Here is a 26,148-nt window from a genome sequence, read left to right as displayed (position 1 = left end):
TTTTGAAAAAGTGTGAAAATCTTCAAAATGATTAGAAAGACTATCGTAAATCCGTCTCTAGCATTAGCAAGGGACATGGTGTTATTTCTTTGGAACTAGTGAGCGATCAGGACTGGTATAATGAATGACATGGATGGAGAGAAAAGAAGAGGTGGATGGAATGAACAAGAAAGAGATTGCGGCGATTCGCCGACAGTTTAAAGTGAATGCGACGAAGCTAAAGATTGCTGACTTATATACGATTTACATTCGACAAGAAACGAATGAGATTTATTACGAAGAGTTGCGTCCGTTCCCGTTCTTAGAAGAAGAGCAGCAGGAGCTGTTTTTGACGAACTTCAAAAAAGTGCTCGGTGGAAAACTCGATGAAAAATTGTTCGAAGTGAAGTTCCAATATCCCGAGGAAGGTCAGGTCGACCATACGCAAGGGTTGCTTTATGAAGGACTTCGTACGGAAGAGACCGACGTCTGGACGGACTATATGCAGCGCATCGCGTTGAAGATGGTAAAGGATACACCGTTTGAGAAAGATATGGTCGTGACGTTCATCCGGGGGAATTACAATAAGCCGACGAACCGATACTCGGAAGAGTCTGAGATTCACGCGAACGATGAAGTGTATACAACGAAGTTCATCCTCGGCAGTATCAGCCCGACAGAACTTCCGAAAAAGTCACTCGTTTTTGACTTCGTTGAGCGGGAATTCAAAGCCAGCTTGATTGTAAATCCAATCATCAAACTCGAGGCGCCAATCGGCGGATTCATGTTCCCATGCTTCACGGATAACGCGGCCGATGTGAACCATGTCCTCTACTCGGCACATAAAGCGCATCAACCGGATATGACGTTCATTGAGAACGTATTGAACGGTTCGGAAATCGTCACGGCAGTGGAAGAGAAGGCAGTCTTCGAAGAAGTAGTCAAAGCGGTCATCGGAGAAGAAGTCAATTCCCGGACACTTGCGACCGTTTACGATGAGATCAATCAAATCATTGTCGCGGAAGAAGAGAACGAACAGGAAGAAGAGAGGGTAGCGATGCTCGACTCCCGTGCGGTCGAGGTCGTCCTTCGGGCGAGCGGTGTGGAAGATGTGACGACGGAGAAGGTCGAGCAGGCGTTCAAGCAAGTCGTCGACGATACGAAATATGAAATGAAAGCGACGAGTGTCGTTCCGAAGTATACGTCAAAATCAATCAAGATTAATACAAAGGTCGCTAATATCTCGGTTAGTCCGCAAGACTTGAAATACGTGAAGCAGGTGAACTATAAGGGGAAACCGTGCTTGCTGATTGAAGTGGAAGAGGAGACGGAGATTGAAGGGTTCAAACTCATCTCGGAGGAGTCGCTAGACTAATCGAGCATGTTGCAGTGTTCATGAGTGAACGTTCAATCTAAGAGTCCAAGGTGTAAACCTTGGGCTCTTTTTTGACAATCAAGTGAGGAAGGTTGAATTCAAACTTTGATACAGGTATGATGCAGGTGAAAACGTTTTCTAAAAGCCATATTTTTTTAGTGTTTATCGAAAGCGCTTTCGATATTAATGAGATGACAAAAAAACCTCAAAGACGAATATCATCTTTGAGGCTAGAGTTGTATTATTTACGCGCTTTGCTTACTTTTAATTTCTTCCCTTTGACAGGTGTTGTCTCCATCGCTTGAAGAACGATCGAACCTTTTCCGTTCAGAATATCGACGTACGTCATCTGATCATTGATTGTGATGATTCCGATGTCGTCAGCGGATACGCCAGGAATTTTGGCGATCGTTCCGACGAAGTCGACGGCGCGAAGTTTTTTCTTCTTCCCGCCACTGAAGTGAAGCTTCATGATGTCCTGGTTAATACGAGCTGTCTTGTTGTTTCGAACGACGCGTCGTCCGCTCAACTTCTGCTCAAAGGCATCTTGGTTAGCCGCGACTTCCGCTTCCGTCGGCGCATCGATCATCGGAATCTCGAATTGAACGTATGATTCAATCGCGTTAATGAGACGTTCTTCCTGACGGGTCATGAGCGTGATCGCTGTCCCTTGTTTGCCGGCACGTCCGGTACGACCTGTACGGTGGACGTAACTTTCCTTTTCGACAGGAACATCATAGTTGATCACGAGTTCGACGTTGTCGACATCGATTCCACGTGCTGCGACGTCTGTTGCCACGAGGTAGCGGAAGTTACCCATCTTGAATCCGTTCATGACGGCGAAACGGTCCTCTTGTTCGAGTCCGCCGTGAAGGCGTTCAGCCGAGTAACCGGCTTTGTCGAGCTCGGCGTACACCGTGTCGACGTTCTCTTTCGTCCGGCAGAAAATCATACAGCTGTCCGGGTTCTCGACGACCGTGATGTCTTGAAGCACAGCCAACTTCTCGTTCCGGTGAACCGGGAGGAGACGGTGCTCGATTGTCGAAGCAGTCATGCCTGTCGATTCGATCGCGACACGTGCCGGAGCATTCATATGCTTCTGGCAGAGACGTTCGATATCTTGTGGGAATGTCGCTGAGAAGACCATCGTGACGCGGTCTTTCGGCAACTGTTGAAGAATCTTCTCGACGTCAGCGAGGAAGCCGCGGTTGAGCATCTCGTCCGCTTCATCGATGATCAAATGTTCGATGCGATCGAGTGAAAGGGTCTCGCGCTCGATGTGGTCCATGACGCGACCTGGCGTACCAACGACGATATGTGTCTTTTGTTTTAACTCTTCACGCTGTTTCGAGAACGGTTCTTTTCCGTAGACGGCAGTCGCTTTGATTCGCTTGAAGCGTCCAATGTTCGTCATGTCTTCTCGGACTTGAACGGCGAGTTCGCGTGTCGGTGTCAAGACGAGCACTTGGGGTTTATTTTCGGCCCAGTCGATGAGCTCGATGACCGGAATCCCGAAAGCAGCTGTTTTTCCGCTTCCTGTCTGTGCTTTGACGATCAAGTCTTCGCGCTCGAGCGCGCGCGGAATGACCTGCTGTTGTACCTCAGTCGGTGATTCGTATTTCATAATGCCTAATGCGCGAGTGATCTCGTCGCTCAGGCGATAATCAGTAAATTGCTGTTTGTTCATGGGTAACCTCATTCTTTCGTGAAAACTTCTGCTTCAGAAAATTTCAATGTCTATTTGCAATACCCCTCATTATACATGAAAGCGAGTCATAAGTCGTTCGAAGGTCAATATTCATTTTTACAAGGTGAATGAACAGAGTAGAGTTTCATCTTTTAAAAATTGTGGGTGATCTTGCATAGACTGAAGAAACAGCATTTGAATTTTTTCGCGTGATGCTCGGATGCTCGTGGTATCGATTGTATGAGGGAACGCGTCTAGATAACTCTGAACAAATAAAGGTTGCAACGTATGGTATGCCTTAAATTGATGAGTTTTCTTTTCTTCTTTCAATGTCTGCACGAGGAGTGTCAGGGACCTTAACTCTTCAAGCATATTGAGCGCATAAATGAAGTTGTTTCGTTTTAGTTCTTTTTCTAGTGCGTGGCTCAGATAGAAAAATTCAAATGAGGGGTCTATATGGAATCGGTAAGGCGTTTCTTGATTTTGAAAAAGCTCATCCTCTTTTGTCATTTTTGCTAAAACTCTGTCGTCTTTGTCTAATATGACTCGCCATAAAGGAGAGCGAACCGTTAACTTTTCCAAAGGGACAATCGAAACATTGAACTCAAGCCCGTTTTTAAGAATTACGATGAGCAGAAACATATCAGACGAGAATTTTTTCTCTTTTACGATGATGTGATCAAGTGTTGAAAAATATGTAGCCAGTTCTTCTTTTACATCAGTTGAGCTAACGTGTGAGGAACTAGCAACCATCAAATCGATATCCGAGTAAATATCTTGGTATCCATTCACACCAGAACCTAGCTGAACCACGCCCTCTACATTAACGTTGTTTTGTAACTCTTGAATAAATTGAGTCAAATGTGCATCCCGAGTTTCTGCGCTATACATATAAATTCTCCTTTTTTAAAAGATTAGTACCGTATTCTACCAGGTCAAGCAAATTCCTTTTTTGATTGATTATTTTTACGAAGGAGTGAAGTCAAATGAGTCTCTACGCACAATGGATGGGACCATTAAAGTCTACAAATCATGTTGTCGTTTCGAACTACCTCGAAACCGTCATCAAACCAATACCGGATACAGCATTTGACCTCGAGGCTGCACGCGCTAGCATGGGTTGGCCAAATCAGGATCAGACGACGACTGATATCAGAACGGAGTATCTCATGATTCCTAGTGAAGACGGTGACATCCCGGTTCGTCTGTATCGTCCGAGTCATACTGAAGCCATCCCAGCCATTCTCTTCTTCCATGGTGGTGGCTTCTTCGGTGGAACGCTCGATACGGTCGAGAATCCTTGTAAGTTGCTCGCAGAACAGGCGAACGCGGTCGTCATCTCCGTCGATTATCGTCTCGCCCCAGAGCATCCGTTCCCGGTCGGATTGAATGACTGTTACCGCGCCTTTGAATGGGTACACGCACATGCGAATGAGTTGAACATCCTGAAAGACCGAATGGGCGTCGCCGGAGACAGTGCCGGAGGCAACTTGGCGACGGCTTGCTGTCTGATGGAGCAGGAACGAGGAGAGGGACGCATTTGTTATCAAGCACTCGTCTATCCTGTCGTCAATCTGGGATCGATTCCGACAGATGATTTTGAATGGACGCTCGATGCGTACGTTATCTCACACCATCACGACCTGATTCGAGGTGTCGTGCTTTCGCTCGCCGATGCGGACTCATTTTTTAATGACCTTTATCTTCAAGGGAAGACGGATGTCACGCATCCACTCGTCTCACCATTATTCGCAGACGATGTCTCGGGTCTACCACCGACTTTGATTGTGACGGCGGAGTACGATTACTTACGACTTGAAGGGGAAGCGTATGCGCGGAAACTGGCAGAAGCGGGTATCCGAACACGCCTTATTCAATACCGCGGGATGGACCATGCCTTCATGGACAAGTTGGGAGACTATCCACAGGCAGAAGATTGTATGAATGAAATCGCAAAAGGACTTAAGGAGCTGACGAAATGAAACAGTATACATTGGATTGGAAACGTTATGAAGAATTGGCGCGTCAAGCGGTCACAGAAGGCGTCGTGTTAGTCAAAAACGAACAGAAGACCCTCCCGTTACAACCTGAAACGAAGCTCGCCGTATTTGGTCGTAGCCAGTTCCATTACTATAAGAGCGGTACGGGCTCAGGGGGGATGGTGAACGTCGGGGACGTCACGACACCGCTCGAGGCACTACGCGAGCGCACAGACATTCACATCAATGAATCGCTCTATGAGACGTATGAGGAATGGGTGAAGGAGAATCCGTTCGACCAAGGTGTCGGCTGGGCCGGTGAACCGTGGTCGCAACAGGAAATGGACGTAACGGACGAGCTCGTCGAACAGGCGGCACAAGAATCGGATATCGCCCTCATCATGATCGGACGTACGGCAGGGGAAGACCGTGACAACACGGCCGATCCGGGTAGTTACTTATTGACGGATATCGAACACGCGATGATCGAGCGCGTGACGAAACGCTTCGACAAGACGGTCGTCGTGTTGAACGTTGGGAACATCATCGACATGAAGTGGGCGAATGAGCCGAGTGCCATCCTCTATGCATGGCAAGGTGGGATGGAAGGTGGAAAAGGACTCGTCGACGTGCTCGTCGGAGATGTGAGTCCTTCCGGGAAACTGACGGATACGATTGCTCACTCGATTGAAGATTATCCGTCGACGAAGAACTTCGGTCATGCGGATAAAGGAATTTATCAAGAAGACATCTATGTCGGTTATCGCTACTTCGAAACGTTCGCGAAGGAGGATGTCTTATATCCATTCGGATTCGGACTATCTTACACGACGTTCAAAACGGAGGTCAAACAGACTAAGGAAGTCGATGGCGCCCTAACGGTTGATGTGGAAGTGACGAACACGGGTGACTGTGACGGGAAAGAAGTCGTTCAACTCTACGTCGAGAAACCGCAAGGCAAACTCGGAAATCCGCTCCGTTCACTGGTGGCGTTCGAGAAGACGGTACTTCTTGAACCAGGCGAGCGCCAAATCCTTTCGTTCAACGTCCACATGACTGACTTTGCGAGCTACGACGATTCTGGCGTGACGGGTCATGAATCGAGCCTCGTTCTAGAGGCGGGGACATATCGCTTATATGTCGGAACGGATGTGCGTTCGGCTACACTCGCTTTCGAAGTCGAGCAGCAGGAGCAACGTGTCCTCGAGACGTTAAGTGAAAATATGGCGCCCGTCCTCCCATTCGAACGGATGAAACCGATTCAAGGAGAACGAGGATTTGAAGTAGGCTACGAGTCGACGCCGCTTCGTGCCGTTGACGTCGAGACGCGCTATTTGGAAGAGCGTCCTGAGACGCGACCGTTCACAGGTGATCAAGGCATCAAATTGAGCGATGTGTATCATGGGAAGGCATCGCTCGACGCATTTCTAGATCAATTGACGGATGAAGATTTGGCGACAATCGTCCGCGGACAAGGGATGAACTCACCACGCGTCACACCGGGGACGGCAGCTGCGTTTGGTGGCGTATCCGACCGATTGAACGAACTCGGGATTCCAGCTGCTTGTTGTGCCGATGGTCCATCAGGCATTCGTATGGATATCGGGACGAAGGCGTTCGCACTTCCAAACGGGACGCTTTTGGCTTCCACGTTTAACGTCGATCTCGTCGAAGACTTGTTCGAGATGACAGGACTCGAGATGCGAAAAAATCGCGTCGACACGTTGCTTGGACCAGGGATGAACATTCACCGCAACCCGTTGAACGGACGGAACTTCGAGTACTTCTCAGAAGATCCGCATGTGACTGGTAAGATGGCGGTTGCTCAATTGAACGGGATGCATCGCGTTGGTGTGACGGGTACACTCAAGCACTTCAGCGCCAACAACCAGGAGGCGCATCGTCACGATATCGACTCGGTCGTCTCAGAACGCGCGTTACGCGAGATTTATTTGAAAGGGTTCGAGATGGCGGTGAAAGAAGGGCGCGCATCGTCCATCATGACGACATATGGTGCAGTCAACGGCATCTGGACGGCAGGTCTATATGATCAAAACACGCGTATCTTACGGGACGAGTGGGGCTTTGAAGGCATCGTCATGACAGACTGGTGGGCAAAAGTGAACTTTCGTGAGGATGAGTCGGCCAATCGTCAAAACACGGCAGCAATGGTTCGTTCGCAAAACGACTTGTATATGGTCGTCGACCGCCCGGACCTCAACTCATTCGAGGATAATACGAAGGCATCGCTCGAAGAAGGTGTGGTGACAAGAGGCGAGTTGTTGCGGAGCGCACGGAACATCTGTGCGTTCATCTTGAAATCACCGGCGATGGAGCGTCTTCTCGGGATTCATGACGGTTCAGTCGAGGTGCTCGGCTTTGAGGATGAGATGAATCAACAGGATACATTTGAGTTGGATTACCAACATCTCGAAAACGGGGAACATGTGGATTTGTCAGGAATCGATACCTCGACTGGAAACACACACGTCTTCGCTATCTCGGTCGACCAAACGGGGACGTATGACATCACGTTGACTGCCCGTTCGAACGCGGGAGAGTTGGCACAGATGCCGGTGACATTGTTTGCGAACAATATCCCGGGTGCGACGTTCACGTTTAATGGGACGGATGGGGAATGGGTGACGCTGACGAAACAGGTCTTTTTCTTAAACCAACATAATTATCTCCAGCTCTATTTCGCGTTAAGTGGATTAGAAGTGAAGGACGTGTCCTTCACGCTCGCAGATGAATTCAGTATGAAGAACGGCTGAGTCGTCCTTTTGTCGATTCATTGAATTTGGTATAATCGAAAAAACGACACATCGCAAAGGAGGCGCATACCCGTGGAAAATCGGCTTCGATTTTCTAGGTCTTCACGCACTCATGCAAAGCCATTTGGACGAAAGGCGATCACTTGCATGGGGCGAAACGAATACCTTGATCGCTTGATTTTAACGTAACCACTTGGCTTTGCTCCCTTATCGGATTGGATTCATTCAATAAGGAGCGAGGTATGATGAAGTACGTCAATGCGCAACAAATCCTGCCAGAACGATTGTTGCAAGAGGTGCAACAATACGTACAAGGTGAAACGTTATATGTGCCGACCCCGACTGACACGAAACGGAAATGGGGGACGGTCAACGGTGGAAAACAATTACTTGAGGAACGAAACGAAGCCATACGCGCAGCGTTTCGAAACGGAGAGCGAATCGAAAATCTGGCCATGTCCTATCATTTGGCGACGCACACGATTCGAAAGATTGTATACCGCTCGAGATGAAGGAGGTACGACTAGTTCGCTAGTCGTACCTTTTAGGTCGACTATGTTTCTTAATCAAAGTGTACACAGTAAGGAAGCATCGTTTCCTGTAAACTGAAGATGGAGGAAGGGGGCGACAAAATGTCAGATCCATTTATTCAAAACGAACAGTATAATCTCATCAAAGAACAAGTCATGCTCGTCAAAGAGAGTCGAACGCAAAGCCTGCCGCCTTCTGTCTTGCGAGCAGTCATCGACTTGGCACAATCGAAAGTGATGTATGCATTTCCTGAAGCGACGACTGAACAACTGAAGCTGTTACAGTTCGCGGCGCTACAGACGAACGAAGCGTTCGACGAATATATGCAACGATTACGAGAATGGGTTCAACCATTTCCCGTTATTTCTGCCGAGCAACTGAAGAGTTTGTTCCCGAAACAAAAGAAGCTTCGTTTACCGGAGTTATCTGATGTTGATTTTGGACGACTCACGTATCTAGGTTGGAACGATGGACGTTCCAATCAAAAGTTGATGATTTGCCAATACGAAGGTCAATTAATTGGCATCGCATGTAAACCGAGCACGAATACGAAGAAAAACATATGTTCCTTTTGTAATCAGTTCACGGATGTGACGTACTGCGTTACGATCACCAAAGCGAAACAAGCGAAAAATCCGGACTATTACAAAGCCATCGGCACATATATATGTGTCGACAGTAAGACGTGCAACGAACACATCACGAGCCAAGAGGCGTTGCATACTTTTGTTCATACAGCGTTACAGGCCTGACGAGAGAGTCAGGCTTTTTATGTTGTTGAAATGGCGGCATTTACAAAAACCATACAGGGCTGTATTCAATCTGAAAATGTATCTTTACAAAAGTTCGTTAGGCTACAGAAGTAGCACATATTCGGGAGGGTTTACAGATGAAAAAGACAATGAAGAAGTTCGTTCCACTCGCAGTCGTTTCGACGCTCGCGCTCGGGGGAATCGTTGGTGTTCAACAACAAAACGAAGCAGAAGCAGCAAAGAATTCAAAGAATCATAAGGCGAAAAACGTCATCTTTATGATTGGGGACGGAATGGGCGTACCTTATACGACAGCGCTTCGTTACATGAACGACAATGAAGAAACGGTAGAAATGGAGCCGACTGCGTTCGATTCACATTTGGTGGGCATGCAATCGACATATCCTGAGGACGAGGAAGAAAACGTAACAGACTCGGCCGCAGCAGCGACAGCGATGAGCTCGGGCGTGAAGACATACAATAATGCGATTGCCGTTGATAACGACAAAACAGACGTGAAAACGGTACTTGAACAAGCCAAAGAGAACGGCATGTCGACAGGGCTTGTCGCCACGTCAGAAATCACGCATGCGACGCCGGCTTCTTACGGAGCGCACGAGGAGCAACGTAAGAGTGAGAATGCGATTGCCAACGATTACTACGATGATTTGATTAATGGTGATCATAAAGTCGATGTCATGCTCGGCGGCGGAACGAAGTTCTTTGAACGCTCAGACCGAAATATTGCGAAGCAGTTCCAAGAAGACGGATATAGTTATGTCACGTCGGCAGAAGAGATGAAGCAGGATGATAACAAGCAGGTACTCGGTCTATTCGCGGAAGTCGGCATGGATAAGATGATTGACCGTTCAGACGAACAACCTAGTCTTGCGGACATGACGACGTCCGCTCTCGATCGACTGAAAGGGGATAAGGATGGATTCTTCCTCATGGTAGAAGGAAGTCAAATTGACTGGGCCGGACATGACAACGATGTCGTCGGTGCAATGAGTGAGATGAAAGACTTTGAAAAGGCATTTGAGGTCGTTCGTGACTTCGCTCAAGAGAACGGTGAAACGTTAGTCGTTGTAACAGCGGATCACTCGACAGGTGGTATTTCAATTGGGGCGGACGGAAATTACAACTGGGATCCGACACCGATTCAAGCTGCGAAACGCACACCGGACTTCATGGCGAAAGAAATCGAGGGTGGAGCGGACGTAGAAGCCGTCTTACGTGAGAACATTGATTTGGAATTGACGTCTGAAGAGATTGCTTCTGTAAAGAAAGCGGCTGAGACGAATGATGTGACAGAAATCGATAACGCCATCGAGAAAATTTTTGATCAGCGTTCGGGAACAGGCTGGACGACGGACGGTCACACGGGTGACGATGTCCCAGTATATGCGTTCGGACCACAACAAGAGAAGTTCGTCGGTATGAGCGACAACACCGATCAAGCAAAACGGATCTTCAACTTGTTGAAGAATAAAGGGAAAATTAAATAATCAGGAAATGGAACCGTGCACTTGCTTGAAGTGCACGGTATTTTATTGTTCCGATGAAACTTTCCCGGGGAATAGTCGTATAGAAGAGTATGATATGAATCGGAGGGATCATCATGCACACGCTCTACATGAAACAAAAAGTGTTCAGCTTACGCGGGCGCTTCACCATCAAGGATGCTGACGGACATGACCGCTATTTCATCGAAGGTAGCTTTATGAAGTTTCCAAAATCATTTGAAATCAAAGATACGAACGGTCAGACGGTCACAACGATCACGAAAAAGACGTTCAGTTTTTTACCGAAGTTTTTCGTAGAAGTGGATGGCACAGACATGATGACCATCTCGAAAGAGTTCTCGTTTTTTAAACCGAAATATTCAATTGATGCAGCCGGGATCGATGTCCAAGGGGATTGGTGGGACATGGATTTTGACGTGACGAAGAACGGACAGTCCATCGGAAGTGTTCAAAAGAAATGGTTCTCATGGGGAGACAGTTACGAGATTCGTGTCGAAGAACCGGAGATGGAGCATCTTCTCATCTCTATCGTCGTAGCCATCGATTGCGCGAAAGCAGATCAAGCAGCGGCATCTAGCGCCGCAACATAAAGGGGAGTATCGAATGGAATTTTGGGATGTATATACGGTCGACCGAGAAAAGACGGGTCGCACGTGGCAACGGGGAAGTCGATTGCCAGAAGGTGAGTATCACCTTGTGATTCACGTATGTATCTTTAACAAAAAAGGTGAGATGTTGATTCAACAGCGTCAACCATTTAAGGATGGTTGGGCTAATATGTGGGACATCACAGTCGGGGGAAGTGCGACTGTAGGAGATACGAGCCAACAAGCCGCGATGCGGGAGCTCGAAGAAGAAATCGGGTTAAAACTCGACCTGTCCACAACGCGACCGCATCTGACGATAAACTTTGATGAAGGATTTGACGACATTTATTTAGTGGAAACGGAAGTAGACTTGAATGAGTTGATGCTTCAAGAATCTGAAGTACAGGCTGTGAAATGGGCGGATGAAGCGACAATTCTTCAAATGATTCAACAACATGAGTTCATTCCATACCATGAACCAATGATTCCGTTGCTGTTTGCGATGCGAGGACAATGGGGAGGAATCAATCATAAAGCTGCAGTGAAAGTGGATTCGTAAATGTGTAGGCATCGACATGAGTCGATGCTTTTTTTATGTCATTTTGATTGCAGTTCATAAAAGTGGTTGAAGTTGGAATGGATAAAAATCTATAATGAAATTAACGAAAGCGCTTTCGGAAATCGCTTTCAAAAGAACGAACTTACAGATTGCCATCACTTATCCTGAAGGAGGACACATGATGAAGAAATGGGTTGCACTCGCACTCGGAACAGGTCTCGTCTTGTCATTGCCACAAGAAGTACCAGCTGAAAAGAGTTCAAAAGCCGACGACGCCAAGTGGAAACTTGTCTGGTCAGATGAGTTTAGCAAGACTGAAATTGATCACTCGAAATGGAATTTTGAAACGGGGAACTGGATTGTCGACAAAGATGGAAATCCAGTCGCTGCTGGTTGGGGAAACAATGAGAAGCAATTTTATACGGACAAAAACGAAAACGCTTTCGTAAAAGACGGGAAGCTCGTCATCCGTGCGAAAAAAGAGCAAGCATCGGATCAATTTGGTACTTATGACTACACATCAGCGAAGTTGACGACGAAGGGCACGTTCAGTAAGACATACGGTCGCTACGAGATGCGAGCGAAACTTCCGACCGGTAAAGGAATGTGGCCGGCATTTTGGATGCTCCCAGAAGAGGACCGTTATGGTGGGTGGGCAGCATCTGGTGAAATTGACATCATGGAGTCATGGGGCAGTCAGCCGGAAAAAGTTGCTGGTACGATTCACTACGGGGAAACATGGCCAAACAACAAGTACACAGGGAAAGACTATCATTTCGCAGAAGGTGACGGCATCGACAAGTGGCATACATATGCGGTCGAGTGGGAGCCTGGCGAGATTCGTTGGTATGTAGATGGTCAACTCTATCAGACACAAAATGACTGGTATGCGAAAGAAGCAAACAAAGCCTCAAAATATAGCTATCCTGCGCCATTCGATCAAGATTTTTATTTGGTCATGAACTTGGCGGTCGGTGGATGGTTTGATGGAGACGTCGATGAGACGACACCGTTCCCTGCCGACATGGAAGTCGATTACGTTCGTGTCTTTGACTTGAAGAACGGGAAGTATCGCGATGCTGTCGAACCGATGTACTCGGATGAGGAAGTCGTGTTACCAGAAGGGGCGAAACAACCTTTAAAAGATGGAAACCTTGTCTATGACGAAGACTACATTGAACCGATTACGACGGTAACGAACGGTGCACAGGCACTCAACCCGACGTATTGGAACTATGTGGCGCTCCCTGACTTTGGTGGCGTCGGTTCCATCGATGTGATCGACTTGGCAGGGTCACGTTTTGCTGACATTTCGATTGATCAAGCGGGAAGTCAACCATACTCGCACCAATTGATTCAAAACGTATCGCTCGGACAAGGTGGTCACTATAAAGTGACGTTTGACGCTAAGGCAGATGCGGCACGTTCGATCGCTGTTAAAGTCGGTGGTGGTCCGGACCGAGGCTATGCAAAATATTCAGATGAAGGGTCATTCGATTTGACGACAGACGTCCAAACGTACTCGATGACATTCGATATGACAGAAGAAACGGATCTTGCGGCACGTCTCGAATTCAATGTCGGACTCAGCACATCGGGTGTCCAAATCGGAAATGTCCGTGTCGAGCAGACACCTCGTGAGGCGTTCGATCCGAATGCGACAAAACCGATGCTCGGAGACGGGAATCACGTATATAACGGTACATTCGACCAAGGTGCGATGGATCGCATGACGTATTGGACGTTTGACCCAGGCGTCACGAAAGGGACAGGAACAGTGGATCCGGTAGAGCGTCTCTTCCGTTTCGAAACAAATAAGAAAAAAGGAGCACCGGCCACATTGGTGCAACAAGGGATTCAATTGCAAGAAGGACATGAATACGTTCTTCGCTTCAAAGCCCGTGCAGAACGTGTAGATGGTATTCAAGTCGGATTGAACGGAATGGATGGGAATGCCTACCTTCCGCTAGAGCGTATCGCGCTATCTAAAGCATTCGATACGTATGAAGTTCCGTTCACGATGGAAGCCGGAACGGACCTCATGAGTCAGCTTCAGTTCATTTTCGGTTCTGAAAAAGGTGTGATTGAAATCGATGACGTCGAGTTGCGCGATGTCACACCGGTTTATATCGACCCGTCTCCACTTAAAAACGGTGCATTCACAGAAGGTCTCACCAACTGGGGCTCCTATGTCCACTTTGACGCACAGGCTGCTGTCGAAGCGGTGAATGAGGCGGCACATATCTCAATTACGCAAGAAGGGAACGAAGCGTGGAGTGTCCTCATGGAACAAGGCGGTCTCGAGTTACAACAAAATCAAACGTACGTCGTTCAATTCGATGCATCTTCTACAGTCGCTCGTTCATTCGAAGTGACATTGGAAAATGCCGGCTACTATCGCTATTTGAGCGAAGTCGTTTCGGTCACACCAGAAACGAACACGTACACGTTTGAAGTGACGATGCCGGTGACGGATATGACAGGATTGAAGTTCTTGATGGGACGCACAGAAGGGTCGCCACTCGGTGCTCATGACATCACGATTGATAACGTGAGTGTGACGTTGAAATAAGAGGATACACAAAACAGGAATCTCTCGTCGTGAGAAATTCCTGTTTTTCAACGTTTCCGACTAATCAATCGCGCTGTCCGTAAGATTGATGGCAGTAGTTTACGACGTTGTCGGAATGCGAGATAGCGTCCTTCCCACGACGGTTTGAACTTTTGCTTGAACTGTCGTAAGCCACTGAACGGATAGATGTAACTGATATTTTCAAAAATGTCGGCGGCGACGCGCTCCGGCCAATGAGAGAACGTCTGCTCACCAACGGCGGCAAGTGGTGCCACACCGAGTCCAACACGTTCATAGCCTTCTGCGCGCGCCCATTCGATAATGTGAAGGATTAACACTTCAATCGATCCGGTCGGCGCGTTATTTTTTGAACGCATCAAATCGATTGAAATGGCCCCGTCTCCCCGGAGTAGCGAAATGAAGGCTACGACGATACCGTCCGCATCTCGCAATAAGGCAATCGGATAACGTGTCAACGTTTCGTAGTCAAAAAATCCGAGAGAAAAACCTTTTTCGTTTCGATTCCCGATCCACTCGTCCGAGATGTCTTTTAACTCTTGTAACAGCAAGAGGCTCGGTTCACAGACGATCTCGAACGTGATGCCCTTCTTCTCAAATTGATTGTAGAGCGAGCGCATATTCGCGCGCTTCTTCCCAGATAAGGAGAAGGTCGAGACGTCAATCGTCGCCTCTTCCCCTAGTTTGAAGAACGTGAAGCCGGCATCGTGAAGCCGTGGCATCCAATTCGGTGTGATTTGATAAAATAAAGGAATATATCCGATTCGATCCGCATCTTCAATAAAACGCGTTAACAGTTCAGTTGCGGCCTGTCGCTCACCTTGGATATCTCCGAGAATAATCGCATGGTTCCGAGCTGTCGCAAATAAGAGACACGCGTTTCCAGCCTCGTTCATATAGAAACGTTTGTCTGCCATATGAACCAAATCAAAGCTACTTGATGTAGGGTACGTTTCTTGGAAGTTCCTCATTCTTGTTTCGTCGTAGGATTCTCCGAGTTCAGGACGTTTCCAACGGTCGAACAAGAGAAGGAGTGTACTGCCGACAATCATAGTGAGCAGAAGCAATAAACCCGTCAGCCATGCCGCTTGATGTGACGTGAAAAATAAAGCATCCGTTCCGGCAAAGGATTGGAGTAAGAAGGCATGAGAGCCAACGTAAAGCAGAACGTAGAATAGGTTTCGGATGAGGCGTCCGGTCGTTAAAATCGTTCTGTATCGGACATGACGTTTTCGTGTTAACCAAACAAACGTCGCAAAACCGATGACGACGAAGGCTTCAAATAAATTTAAGCCTCGGGCGATGACACCGATCGTTGCCCAGATGAATGCGGTGTTAAGCAACCAAAGCGTTCGCTTGGTCCGTACATACATCCCATACACAGATAGGAACATGAGGAGTCCGGCGCTCAGTAAGAGGAGCGTCCCAATCCACTCGAACCAGCGATTCACTTCATAGAGTGGTGTCACACTCGGGAGAAGTGTCTGAAACCAGATGATGAGACTGCTCATCAAGGCAATCAAACTGCCTGCTAAGCGCCCAATCTTAGCAAGTGCCCGAGAAACGACACGCCATACGACGGTTCCGATTTCATAAGACGATCCGATGATTGGTCGATGTTCGATTTGTTTGACGACCTGATCTCCAAAGGCGATTGCCGCCAGAAAGAGTCCAATTAAAAATGGGATGACAAAGTAAACGAACCGATAGATGATCAAAGAAGAAAGGACGATGTCTTGGTGAATCCCAAGTTGTGTCATCCCGACGAGGTAGAGCAAGTCAAACGTACCGGCACCGCCCGGAACGAGGGAGACGACACCGACGACCGTTGCGACGATGAAGACCCCAAACAGTTGAGTGAATGTGGCGGTTCCGTCAAGTAATGATAACGCGTAGACAGCCACAATCCCGGCACTGACCCATTCCGCAAGGGAAGTCATCGTGTAACCGAGTAAGGTAGACCAACCGACATTTGACCGGCGTGAGGTGACGAACAGATAAAACGGGAGCATCGCACTTACTGTGAGCAATACGGCCCAAATCCAAGGTTTCGTCCCAACGAGTGCATCGGCTGGGAAAATACCAAAGAGCACACCGATTGAGAGGATGGAAAGACCACTGATAAGTGTCGGTGTCATCCATCCGATGGCACGAAGCAGACGCTTCGTATCTGTATAAGGACGATATAGGGATGTACGAAGGGCAATCCCAATCACTCCACCAAATCCGAGCATGCCGTTCATCGAGTTCGTGATCCATGCCGTTTGTGCGACTTTTCGCTTCGGTAATTGAATCTGTAGCGAGCGGAGCAAGAAGTAATCATACCCGGTCATCGTCAAGACAGCGAATCCGCCGAGTAGGATGAGTGTGAACTGCTCCCATCCGGTCAGTTGTTTCAATGTCGTGAAGGCGGTCGCGAGGGAGAGGTTTTTTAACTCCTGTCCACTCTGGATCAAAATTAAGGCGATTAACGCTATAGGGATGAGCCATTTTAATTGTTTCCATGAAAAACGAGTGCGCATGAGATTTTCTCCTTATCTGTCATATGACTGACAGCGTCTTCTAATTAAATCGTACTATAGGATACGGCTGAAATCTGTAAAACGTTTCAAAAGAAGGGACTGTAAGCGCAAGAAAAAGGACGAAATGTGGATTTTAGATTTGCTACAGTGAAAGTAGAAAGGGGTGTGGAGATGCTGACGTTTGAAGAAAAGTGGTCGAAAGTAATCGCCTGTGATGCGACGTATGACGGATTATTTTATACGGCTGTGAAGACGACGGGGATCTATTGCCGACCATCGTGCCGTTCCCGCAAACCAAAAAAAGAGAATGTTGATTTTTACATGACCAAACAAGAAGCAGAAACGAACGGGTTCCGACCGTGCAAACGATGCCAGCCGGAAGTGGAGCATGCGCCACACCATGCGCTCGTCAAACAAATCATGGCGTATCTTGTGGAACATTACAAACAACCGATTCGCCTCGAACAGATTGCTGAGCATGTTCAAATGAGTCCTTTTCACTTAGAGCGAACGTTCACTCAAGCGACCGGGAAGACGCCACGGCAACAATTGGAGCAAATTCGGATTGATAAGGCGACTTACTTATTGCGAACGACCGATATGAGCAATCTGACGGTCTGCTATGAAGTCGGGTTTCAAACGCCATCGAACTTTTACCGCGTGTTCCGACAAGTAAAGGGCTGCACACCGAATACGTATCGAAAAGGAGAGGACATATGACAGAGATGCTACTCGCTGTTCAACAGCCTTTTGATTTTCAAGAGTGTCTCGTCTTTTTGAGTCGATCAAAACAAGAAGTGCTCCACGTGACAACGCATGACACGGTTCGAAAGCTAATCCGAATCGGGGAACGGCTCATTCTAATCGAGCTCCAAGAAGAGGAGAATCACATTCTTGTACGGTTCCCGGTCGATGAAGTATCAGATATAGAGAAAGAACGTGTCGCATGTGAGGTACGAGACTGGTTAGACCTTGAGCGCGATTTGGCCCCATTTGAAGCGATGGGTGCGAAAGATGAATTGTTGGCACCTTTGATTGAATCACATCGCGGATTACGGATGATTGGATTTCCCGATCTGTTCGAGGCGCTGACTTGGGCCATCATCGGGCAACAGATCACTTTATCGTTCGCGTATACAATCAAACGACGTTTCGTTGAACGATATGGAGACCATCGAGTCATAGGAGATCAAGAGTACTGGACGTTCCCACGTGCGGAACGAATCGCTCTGCTCGAGCCAGAAGAGTTGCGTGAGCTTCAGTTCAGCATCCGAAAAGCCGAGTACATTATTGATATTGCACGGGAAATAACGAATGGAAACCTGTCGAGAACGACTCTGCAATCACATTCTTCAGCTGATATCCGTCAACACCTACTCGCGATTCGGGGTGTCGGGGAATGGACAGCAGACTATGTCTTGATGAAGTGTTTTCAAGAGGCATCGGCTTTCCCTGTGGCGGATGTCGGATTGCATCAAGCAATCCAGCATCGATTAGGAGTATCTGAAAAGCCGACAATCGAAGACGTGAAACGTTACGGGGAGCATTGGCAAGGATGGGAAGGATACGCAACGTTCTATCTATGGAGGTCATTATATGGAGACGTATAAATTGGAGATGAAGACGCCAATCGGCGTGATTGAAATCGTTGGAACCGAAGAAGTCATCCAATCGATTTTATTTGTCGAACGAGATGAGGTGCACTTACCTGATCAGGATGTCCCAGGTGTGTTACGACAGTGTCGGGATGAGTTGGATGCCTATTTTCGTGGGGAGCGAATGACGTTCACGTTTCCGACTGAACAAATGGGTACAACGTTTCAGCTAGAGGTGTGGGGTTCGTTACAAACGATACCGTATGCGGAGACTGCTTCTTACCGAGAACTCGCTGAGCGAGTGCAGCGACCAACAGCCGTCCGAGCGGTCGGGGCGACGAACGGTCGAAACAAGTTGAGTATCGTCGTGCCTTGCCATCGCGTCATCGGATCCAATGGAAAATTGACCGGGTATGCCGGCGGATTATGGCGAAAAGAATGGCTTTTACATCACGAGAAGCAAGTCGCGCATTCAACCCAGTAAAAAAACATTTCCCCCTCCAAATCTGCTACACTAAAGGAGGTCCTATCGTGACGTCGAAACAGACGAAGTTGTAGGATGATTCCCGTCACTAATGGAAAAGGTTTTTGGAGGAATGCATGATTAAATTATTAGCTGACTCAACGTGTGATCTATCAGATGAAGTGCTCGAACAGTACAACATCGGGATTGCGCCGTTGATCATTACCATGAACAATATGTCTTACCAGGACCGGGTGGATATCCAGCCGGATGATTTTTACGGAATGTTGGAAGCGCTACCGGAGTTTCCGACGACAGCAATGCCGAGTCCGGCAACGTTCTTACGATTGATGGAAGATGCGGTCGCAGCTGGTCATGAGGAGGTTCTTTGTATTTGCATGTCGAGTGGGACAAGTGGGTCGTATCAATCAGCGGTTATCGGAAAAGAGTACTTTGAAGAGGCGCATCCTGATTCACCCGTGAAGATTCATGTCGTCGACTCTCGTTCGATGAGCCACGGTAGCGGTTGGTTACTACTGAAGAGTGCACAGATGCGTGAAGCTGGTGCATCGTTTGAGGAGCTCGTTGATTTTAACGAGACGTATAAGACTAAAGTGAAGCATTTCTTGTCCGTGGATGACTTGGACCATTTGATTAAAAGTGGACGGATCTCAAATACGAGCGCTATCATCGGAAAGTTACTCATGGTGAAGCCAATTATGAGTATGAAAAATGGAAAAGGTGCCATCGTTGGAAAAGAACGTGGTACGCGTAAAGTGCTCAAACACTATACCGACGAGTTTGCCAAACGAATCAATCCGAACATCACGAACTTTGCCATCATTGGGTATACTTCGGATCAGCGGATTGCTGAAAATTTGAAAGCAAAAATTGAAACCGAAACAAATTTCACAGGCGATATTCATCTCATGCAGATGGGGGTCTCCGTCGGGACACACGTCGGTCTCGGTGCCATCTCGATGTTCTTCGTGGAGAAATAACAAAAGCCGTCTCATCGCGAGACGGCTTTTTCGTTTGGCCAAATATGCTCGATGACTGGCGTGCTGTCGTTAAAATCTAGACGATAGACGTCCGGGTTACACATCGTACGCCACGTCTCGAAGTCATATCGTGGGTCGAGATGTTGTAATAGAAGTGCTAGCAAGTTGCCGTGCGTCACAAGTAGAGTGGAAACCTGTTGTGAAATGGCGCTCTCGACCACTTGTAGGATACGATGTGTTGCCTCTTCAGCAGATTCGGCACCAGGTAGTTTGAATGTCAGGTCGCTGAACGACTGACGTAGTGGGGTTAGCCAGTCTTCGAGTGGTTCATGAGACAGGATGCGTTCTCTCAGTAACGGTTCACGTTCGATTGAAAGGTGATGAGCATCGGCAAGTGGTGTGACTGAAGCAATCGCACGAGTGTAATCGCTTGAGATGATTCGGTCGATTGTGGGTTCAGAAAAGAAGTCGCGAAGCAGTAAGGACTGGGTGTGACCGGCTTCCGTAAGTGGGGCGTCAGCTTCTTGGCCAGCGGCAGAGCAATGGCGAATCAAATAGAGTGTAGGCATGTGGATTCTCCTTTTCAAGATGTCTAGTTACCAACAAGATAAGCGTGTCATCGAGTCATTATGACTGGTGATGTATGTGATATCCCCAAATCCATGCAAAGCAGCATTTTCATAGAGGGAGTTGAGCATCTGTGGGTCTTTACAATACATGGTGACGTCTTGACTGTCGGTCACCAGCAGAGCGAATTCACACGTACTTTGTAAAAAGTCTTCATACGTTACGATTTCCGAGGACATATCAGATTGAAACGCTTTGATATCGACAAAAATTAGGTAGTGCTCATGTTGTGTGAGCAGTTCAGCGAATTGATGACCATCGATTATTGTGGAATCTGGAAACAACAAACGATTAAGTTCCCCGTTCTCTACGATGTAAGACTCTTCATCTACCACGCTCCATTGATACTGTTCTATAGGGATTGTATTCAAAATTTCTTGCAAAAAATGACCGTATCGATTAGGTATTGTAAAACGTACGCCACGTCTCAAAAGAAAACCTCCTACGTTTCAAAGAATCATTACACGTTCATAAAAAGTTTCAGCACAAAAAATCATACATAACCCTTATCATTCATCACAAAAGAGTTATAATCGGTATAACGATTATAAAATATATGATTGAGGAATGGGGATTCTTCGGTTGTATGACAAAAAAATTCAGGGGATAAGGATGGGGTTTTCATGAGCAGTACGCAAACGAGAACAGACGTCATTTTGATTGGGGCAGGAATAATGAGCGCAACGCTCGGTTCACTCTTTAAAGAGCTCGTACCGGAGTGGAACATCAAAGTGTTCGAAAAGCTCGATGCAGCAGGGGAAGAAAGTTCAAACGAATGGAATAACGCAGGTACGGGACATGCCGCACTTTGCGAATTAAACTATACAACAGAGAACGCAGATGGGACGATCGACATCTCCAAAGCAGTCAACGTCAACGAGCAGTTCCAAATCTCACGTCAGTTTTGGGCGCATCTCGTCAAGCAGGGATTGATTGAAAATCCAGGTGCCTTCATTCGTTCGATTCCACATATGAGCATGGTCCAAGGGGAGAAGAATGTCGATTTCCTGAAACGCCGTTTGGAAGCGCTCACAACGAATCCATTGTTTGAAGGGATGGTCTTATCAGACGACCCGAGTCAATTACAGGAATGGATCCCGCTCATCATGGACGGACGGACATCGGATGAACCGATTGCCGCGACGAAAATCGACTCAGGAACAGACGTGAACTTTGGCGCATTGACACGTATGTTGTTTGACCATCTCACATCGAATGGGGTCGAGCTCAACTACGGTCATAGCGTCGAGGACGTGAAGCGCCTCGAGAACGGTCATTGGGAAGTGAAAGTGAAGGACATGTCTCGGAACACGATTGAGACGCATACGGCACCGTTCCTCTTTATCGGAGGCGGTGGTGGCAGTTTGCCGCTCTTACAAAAGACAGGGATTCCGGAATCGAAACAAATCGGAGGATTCCCGGTCAGCGGTCTCTTCCTCGTTTGTAAAAATCGTGAGGTCATCGAGCAACATCATGCCAAAGTGTATGGGAAGGCGAAGGTCGGGGCACCACCGATGTCGGTCCCACATCTCGACACACGCTTTATCGACGGACGAAAAGAGTTGCTGTTTGGACCGTTCGCCGGCTTCACGCCGAAATTCTTAAAAACAGGATCGAACTTGGATTTGATTCGTTCGGTCAAGCCGAACAACGTCATCACGATGCTTGCCGCAGGGGCGAAAGAGATGCCACTTACGAAGTATTTGATCGAGCAGGTACTCTTGTCTCACGACAAACGGATGGATGAACTCCGTGAATTCATCCCGAACGCCAAGAACGAAGATTGGGAAATCGTCGTGGCGGGGCAACGTGTGCAGGTCATCAAAGATACACCGCAAGGAAAAGGAACACTTCAATTCGGAACGGAAGTCGTCAGTTCCGAAGATGGGTCGGTCGCGGCACTTCTCGGTGCTTCTCCAGGCGCATCGACGGCCGTGCACGTCATGTTGAAAGTGCTCGAGCAGTGCTTCCCGCAATACTTACCGGAGTGGGAACCGAAAATCAAAGAGATGGTCCCGTCGTATGGCTTAAAGCTGTCAGAACACCCGGATTTATTCAAGACGATTCACGAATCGACGGCGGTCACGCTCGGTTTAGAGGAAAAGGACATGGTCCACAATTAATAGATTCAAGACGAGTATACAATCGTATGCTCGTTTTTTCTTTGAATTATGTGGGAGGGATCCAATAAAGTGGGTATTTACAAAAATAGGAATATAAAAGGAGGGGTACGTCATCGATCCGATTAAATTGAGTCAGTGGGAGCAGAAAAAATATGCGCGTTATTTACGTCATCTGCGAACATACGATGATCACTTTGAGTATTGTGTCATTCCGAACTATGAGGAGTATGCTATGGAATTGAAGACAGAGTCGATTCAACTCGCTGATTGTTTTGCTGTGCTGATGCGTCAGAACGATCATTATGTCCTCGTCTCCATAGCGTTAGACGGAGAATGGGAACTCAAACGTGTGTTGCAATGGCTCGACCTCCACGAAGTGAGATTGTTTCATCCTACACAGGACACATTGATTCTGTCGAACGTACAGGATGTGATTGATGCGGTCACATTTCAAGGATACCCTCTCGTATTAGTCGAGAAGGGAACAAACGTGTTATTCGTCGGTCCTGAATATCTAGAGGAAGTGACAGACGAATTTGAGCACTATCACAAAATTACGAATACGGCGTCGGCAGAGTCACTCCAAATTGAAGATGAATAGGGAGCGGTGTCTCATGAATCGAATCGGATTGAAAGAGTTTGTTGAGAGGGGTACTACGAATGAATACTTACGACCGTTTGTCAGTAAATGCAAAACGTCGAACCCCAATGTTTTCATTGTAGGCATTAATCCGGCCTCTTCGATTTTGAAAACAGATGTGGATCATGATGTCGATCGATACATTGATTTAATAATGGACCGGGAATCGTTTCTAACATTCATTCAGCAGAAGAACATAGAAAAGGGGAAGCGACCTTTTTCAAAGACAAGGATTGGATTGAATCAACTGGTTAATCAGTTAGAAACGCAGTCGAATGAAGCGATTGAAGTGTTAGAGACGAATATCAATGCGTATGCGACGCCGACAGCAAAAAAACTAAAAGCAATTCATCCTTCTATTAAACAAAGCGGTCAAGAATGGTTTCACAAATTAATGCGTGAACATACTCCAGCTGTCGTCATCGTGCATAGTCTGGATGCGACACGTGATTTGATGAAATGGTTAATCGCCAACAAGATGATACAATCATCGGTTTACAATCGGTCTTATCGGCTCAAAGACTGGATTGACTTGGGTCCCATTCCAATCAACTATCCTGATGGGGCGACAGGCGTCGTGTTTTGCACGAAGCACTTGAAGTACTATGGATGGAAAGGAAATGCGTTTCAACAGTTACGAGAGGATGTATTAAACCAATTTAATGAGAGATGATAAAAACCGTTCACTCGAAGCGAGACACATCGTCTTTGCTTGTAGTGAACGGTTTTAGTATATTAGACCATCCGTAAGAACGTCTTCGCCTGCTGTTCGAGTGTGGCGGCTGAATCCGCCAGTTTTTCAAACTCGCGGACTGTCTGTTCGAGTTGTCCGGAGCTATCTTTGACTTTATGAGAGATTCGTCCGATGCTCGTCGACACGTCATCGATGCGTTTGACGATGCCTTCGATGTTGTTATTCACTTCTGTGATAGAAAGCGAGACTTTGTTCGAGAGATTGCGTACCTCTGTCGCGACGACATTGAAGCCATGTCCATGTTCACCTGCACGTGCCGCCTCGATTGCGGCATTGAGTGCGAGGAGGTTGGTTTGGGCAGCGATTTCGCGAATCGTTCGGACAATATCTGTGATCGTCTTCGCCTCTTGTTGGAGCGCTTTTAAGTGCTCTAGGTTTTGAGTCGACTCTTGCTCGATTAGTTTGACGTTCTCGAGGACATGTTCTCCGTCTTGTTTCCCGATTTGGGACTGAGCGGATAAGTATTCAGACGTCTCTTGAAGGTCATTCGCCATGTGGAGTACGTCTCGTTGCCGTGACGTGATATCGGCCGCAATCTTTGAAACGCCGATGACGTTCTGATTGGCGTCATCGAAAATCGGCATGTAGGTCGCTTCTAGCCAGACACTATGACCATCGGCGGCACGTCGTTCAATCTTGTCGTGATAACTCAATCCTTGCATGAGTTTACGCCAAAACAGGTCGTATTGGGGACTGTTCGCAAACTCGGGCAAGCAAAGGTCACGATGGGGGCGTCCCATCAGTTCCTTGACTTCGTAGCCCATCGTTTTGGCAAAAATCTCGTTGACGTAGGCGACGCGACGATGTTCATCAAAACGAATGATGGCCAGATTGTTTTCGATTGCCCGAACGACGTGCGTGTCGGTGACATGGGTCGTACTAGAGTGCAGTTGCATCCTAACATCCTCCCTATATCAGTTGGTGTATTTGTTTTAGGATACATGAAAAATGTCAAAAAAAGTATATTATTGTGACAGAACAAAAAAGACCACTTCCAAACGGAAGGGGTCAAGGTGTGGGTGTCGCCATGCTTTCATGTAAGTACTCACCGATTTGACGTTCGATGTCGCTCTCTGAACGTTCAAGGGCGAGTGAGAGTTCTTTCACCAAAATGGTTTTGGCGTTCTCTAAAATTTTACGATCTTGTTCGTATAGCTTTTTGTTCGCTTGAAGTGCCTCGATGTGTCGACGGCTCAATGTATTCACGACTTGGGCAATCTCGTGACGGTTTCCTGAATGCACGACATTCAAAAATTCACGATTGCGATTGTTGGAATGCGGATTCCATTCCACGCCAGGCGAGCGGAACGACTCTAAAATCTCTGATGCCTCATCTGCTTCGAGTAACGTCAACATCATCACGTTGTCATTGTCGACGGGAATGCTGATCTGCAACTTTTGTGAGTTGTTGATGGGGTGAAGCGTATAGTACGATTTCGTCTCTCCTGCGACCGTTTTGTCCGAAATGTCGTCGATGCGACATACGCCATGGGTCGAGTAGATGATTAAGTCTCCAGTTTTAAACAAGTCGATCACCTCTTCCTTACCTATAAGCATAGTCATTCAGAAGATGAAATGTCAACTCGGTTGACGTTTCGAGGCATGTATGCATATGAAAAACCGTGTCACCATCAAGCTGACACGGTCATAGTTTCCAATCCAAGCGTAGAATGGTTTTCAATTGTTCGAACGCCTCTTGGCCGATACTTTCTTGGATCCGTTGCTCAAGTTGTGCTTTGAGCGTCTCGTTTTGCTCATAACAAGTGTGACCGAGCGAGGTCAACTCGATACATTTGTCTTTTCGATTTTGTGGATGGTCTGTCACGAGAACGAGCGATTTACTTTCGAGGTTCTTAATCAATTTATGAATCGCTTGTCGAGAAATATGGACACTGCGCGTAACCTCGGCAATCGTTCTTTTCGACTGATAAAGTGTCGCGAGAATATACCATTCCGAGTTCGAGAGTTGGATATCACTTTGTTCATTCCAAGATTGTTCACTCATACGTCGAACTTGATCATTGCGCTCTGACAATAAATCAAGTAGACGGGTTGACGTTGATGGAGTCAAATCAAGTCACTCC

Annotated in this window: 24 protein-coding genes; 16 read left to right on the top strand and 8 right to left on the bottom strand. The window is 47.3% G+C overall.

Annotated features, from left to right (window positions below):
• Positions 1 to 160: 160 nt before the first annotated feature.
• Entirely contained in the window at positions 161 to 1,354 is a 1,194-nt protein-coding gene (locus KNO94_RS07745; protein WP_214778689.1) for a DUF4317 domain-containing protein, read from the top strand.
• Between the two features lie 241 nt (positions 1,355 to 1,595).
• On the opposite strand, the gene KNO94_RS07740 is transcribed toward KNO94_RS07745, so the two are convergent.
• Positions 1,596 to 3,041 carry a DEAD/DEAH box helicase gene (locus KNO94_RS07740; RefSeq protein WP_214778687.1) on the bottom strand — a complete coding sequence of 482 codons (1,446 nt, stop codon included), beginning with the start codon at positions 3,039 to 3,041 and terminating at the stop codon, positions 1,596 to 1,598.
• Between the two features lie 117 nt (positions 3,042 to 3,158).
• Positions 3,159 to 3,932 carry an aminoglycoside 6-adenylyltransferase gene (locus tag KNO94_RS07735; protein ID WP_214778685.1) on the bottom strand — a complete coding sequence of 258 codons (774 nt, stop codon included), beginning with the start codon at positions 3,930 to 3,932 and terminating at the stop codon, positions 3,159 to 3,161.
• Positions 3,933 to 4,027: 95 nt separating this feature from the next.
• Between KNO94_RS07735 and KNO94_RS07730 the strand changes: the two genes are divergently transcribed.
• From KNO94_RS07730 to KNO94_RS07695, 8 genes are all read left to right on the top strand, one after another.
• Entirely contained in the window at positions 4,028 to 5,023 is a 996-nt protein-coding gene (locus KNO94_RS07730; protein ID WP_214778683.1) for an alpha/beta hydrolase, read from the top strand.
• The gene (locus tag KNO94_RS07725) at positions 5,020 to 7,794 is read left to right on the top strand and encodes a glycoside hydrolase family 3 protein (RefSeq protein WP_214778681.1); all 2,775 of its coding nucleotides are present in this window, start codon (positions 5,020 to 5,022) and stop codon (positions 7,792 to 7,794) included. The genes KNO94_RS07730 and KNO94_RS07725 overlap by 4 nt, the downstream gene beginning before the upstream one ends.
• Before the next feature lie 245 nt (positions 7,795 to 8,039).
• Positions 8,040 to 8,306: a CD3324 family protein gene (locus KNO94_RS07720; RefSeq protein ID WP_214778679.1), complete on the top strand. Its 267-nt coding sequence runs from the start codon at positions 8,040 to 8,042 to the stop codon at positions 8,304 to 8,306.
• 120 nt (positions 8,307 to 8,426) lie between these two features.
• On the top strand, positions 8,427 to 9,077 hold the full coding sequence (locus KNO94_RS07715; RefSeq protein ID WP_214778677.1) for a FusB/FusC family EF-G-binding protein: 651 nt from the start codon (positions 8,427 to 8,429) through the stop codon (positions 9,075 to 9,077).
• 137 nt (positions 9,078 to 9,214) lie between these two features.
• Complete coding sequence (locus tag KNO94_RS07710; RefSeq protein WP_214778675.1) at positions 9,215 to 10,585, top strand: alkaline phosphatase; 1,371 nt, start codon at positions 9,215 to 9,217, stop codon at positions 10,583 to 10,585.
• 113 nt (positions 10,586 to 10,698) lie between these two features.
• On the top strand, positions 10,699 to 11,193 hold the full coding sequence (locus tag KNO94_RS07705) for an LURP-one-related/scramblase family protein (RefSeq protein WP_214778673.1): 495 nt from the start codon (positions 10,699 to 10,701) through the stop codon (positions 11,191 to 11,193).
• 13 nt (positions 11,194 to 11,206) lie between these two features.
• Positions 11,207 to 11,749, top strand: coding sequence for an NUDIX hydrolase (locus KNO94_RS07700; protein ID WP_214778671.1), 543 nt, complete (start codon positions 11,207 to 11,209; stop codon positions 11,747 to 11,749).
• Positions 11,750 to 11,930: 181 nt separating this feature from the next.
• On the top strand, positions 11,931 to 14,321 hold the full coding sequence (locus tag KNO94_RS07695) for a carbohydrate binding domain-containing protein (protein ID WP_214778669.1): 2,391 nt from the start codon (positions 11,931 to 11,933) through the stop codon (positions 14,319 to 14,321).
• A 47-nt stretch (positions 14,322 to 14,368) separates the two neighbouring features.
• On the opposite strand, the gene mprF is transcribed toward KNO94_RS07695, so the two are convergent.
• Positions 14,369 to 16,861: a bifunctional lysylphosphatidylglycerol flippase/synthetase MprF gene (gene mprF, locus KNO94_RS07690; RefSeq protein WP_214778667.1), complete on the bottom strand. Its 2,493-nt coding sequence runs from the start codon at positions 16,859 to 16,861 to the stop codon at positions 14,369 to 14,371.
• A gap of 171 nt (positions 16,862 to 17,032) precedes the next feature.
• Between mprF and KNO94_RS07685 the strand changes: the two genes are divergently transcribed.
• The 4 genes from KNO94_RS07685 to KNO94_RS07670 all read left to right on the top strand — a co-directional run bounded on the left by KNO94_RS07685 (position 17,033) and on the right by KNO94_RS07670 (position 19,920).
• Entirely contained in the window at positions 17,033 to 17,581 is a 549-nt protein-coding gene (locus KNO94_RS07685) for a bifunctional transcriptional activator/DNA repair enzyme AdaA (protein WP_214778665.1), read from the top strand.
• Positions 17,578 to 18,471, top strand: coding sequence for a DNA-3-methyladenine glycosylase family protein (locus tag KNO94_RS07680; RefSeq protein ID WP_214778664.1), 894 nt, complete (start codon positions 17,578 to 17,580; stop codon positions 18,469 to 18,471). The genes KNO94_RS07685 and KNO94_RS07680 overlap by 4 nt, the downstream gene beginning before the upstream one ends.
• On the top strand, positions 18,458 to 18,940 hold the full coding sequence (locus KNO94_RS07675) for a methylated-DNA--[protein]-cysteine S-methyltransferase (protein WP_214778662.1): 483 nt from the start codon (positions 18,458 to 18,460) through the stop codon (positions 18,938 to 18,940). The genes KNO94_RS07680 and KNO94_RS07675 overlap by 14 nt, the downstream gene beginning before the upstream one ends.
• A 116-nt stretch (positions 18,941 to 19,056) precedes the next feature.
• Positions 19,057 to 19,920, top strand: a complete 864-nt coding sequence (locus KNO94_RS07670) for a DegV family protein (RefSeq protein ID WP_214778660.1) — start codon at positions 19,057 to 19,059, stop codon at positions 19,918 to 19,920.
• 11 nt (positions 19,921 to 19,931) lie between these two features.
• Here KNO94_RS07670 and KNO94_RS07665 read toward each other — a convergent pair whose 3' ends face one another.
• The gene (locus KNO94_RS07665; protein ID WP_214778658.1) at positions 19,932 to 20,489 is read right to left on the bottom strand and encodes a histidine phosphatase family protein; all 558 of its coding nucleotides are present in this window, start codon (positions 20,487 to 20,489) and stop codon (positions 19,932 to 19,934) included.
• A 27-nt stretch (positions 20,490 to 20,516) separates the two neighbouring features.
• Complete coding sequence (locus KNO94_RS07660; RefSeq protein ID WP_214778656.1) at positions 20,517 to 20,978, bottom strand: DUF2691 family protein; 462 nt, start codon at positions 20,976 to 20,978, stop codon at positions 20,517 to 20,519.
• A gap of 192 nt (positions 20,979 to 21,170) precedes the next feature.
• Between KNO94_RS07660 and KNO94_RS07655 the strand changes: the two genes are divergently transcribed.
• The 3 genes from KNO94_RS07655 to KNO94_RS07645 all read left to right on the top strand — a co-directional run bounded on the left by KNO94_RS07655 (position 21,171) and on the right by KNO94_RS07645 (position 23,983).
• The gene (locus KNO94_RS07655; RefSeq protein ID WP_214778654.1) at positions 21,171 to 22,670 is read left to right on the top strand and encodes a malate:quinone oxidoreductase; all 1,500 of its coding nucleotides are present in this window, start codon (positions 21,171 to 21,173) and stop codon (positions 22,668 to 22,670) included.
• A 232-nt stretch (positions 22,671 to 22,902) separates the two neighbouring features.
• Complete coding sequence (locus KNO94_RS07650) at positions 22,903 to 23,271, top strand: hypothetical protein (protein ID WP_015880279.1); 369 nt, start codon at positions 22,903 to 22,905, stop codon at positions 23,269 to 23,271.
• A gap of 277 nt (positions 23,272 to 23,548) precedes the next feature.
• Complete coding sequence (locus tag KNO94_RS07645; RefSeq protein WP_214778652.1) at positions 23,549 to 23,983, top strand: hypothetical protein; 435 nt, start codon at positions 23,549 to 23,551, stop codon at positions 23,981 to 23,983.
• A 62-nt stretch (positions 23,984 to 24,045) separates the two neighbouring features.
• On the opposite strand, the gene KNO94_RS07640 is transcribed toward KNO94_RS07645, so the two are convergent.
• The 3 genes from KNO94_RS07640 to KNO94_RS07630 form a co-directional block, all read right to left on the bottom strand.
• Entirely contained in the window at positions 24,046 to 24,960 is a 915-nt protein-coding gene (locus tag KNO94_RS07640; RefSeq protein WP_214778650.1) for a methyl-accepting chemotaxis protein, read from the bottom strand.
• 112 nt (positions 24,961 to 25,072) lie between these two features.
• A complete protein-coding gene (locus tag KNO94_RS07635) occupies positions 25,073 to 25,621 on the bottom strand; it encodes a CarD family transcriptional regulator (RefSeq protein WP_251125873.1) in 549 nt (182 codons plus the stop codon).
• Positions 25,622 to 25,709: 88 nt separating this feature from the next.
• Positions 25,710 to 26,135, bottom strand: a complete 426-nt coding sequence (locus KNO94_RS07630; RefSeq protein WP_214778648.1) for a MarR family winged helix-turn-helix transcriptional regulator — start codon at positions 26,133 to 26,135, stop codon at positions 25,710 to 25,712.
• Between the last annotated feature and the right edge of the window lie 13 nt (positions 26,136 to 26,148).

This window comes from Exiguobacterium sp. s22 (assembly GCF_018617455.1).
Classification (GTDB): domain Bacteria; phylum Bacillota; class Bacilli; order Exiguobacteriales; family Exiguobacteriaceae; genus Exiguobacterium.
This window is presented reverse-complemented; position numbering and strand designations above follow the sequence as displayed.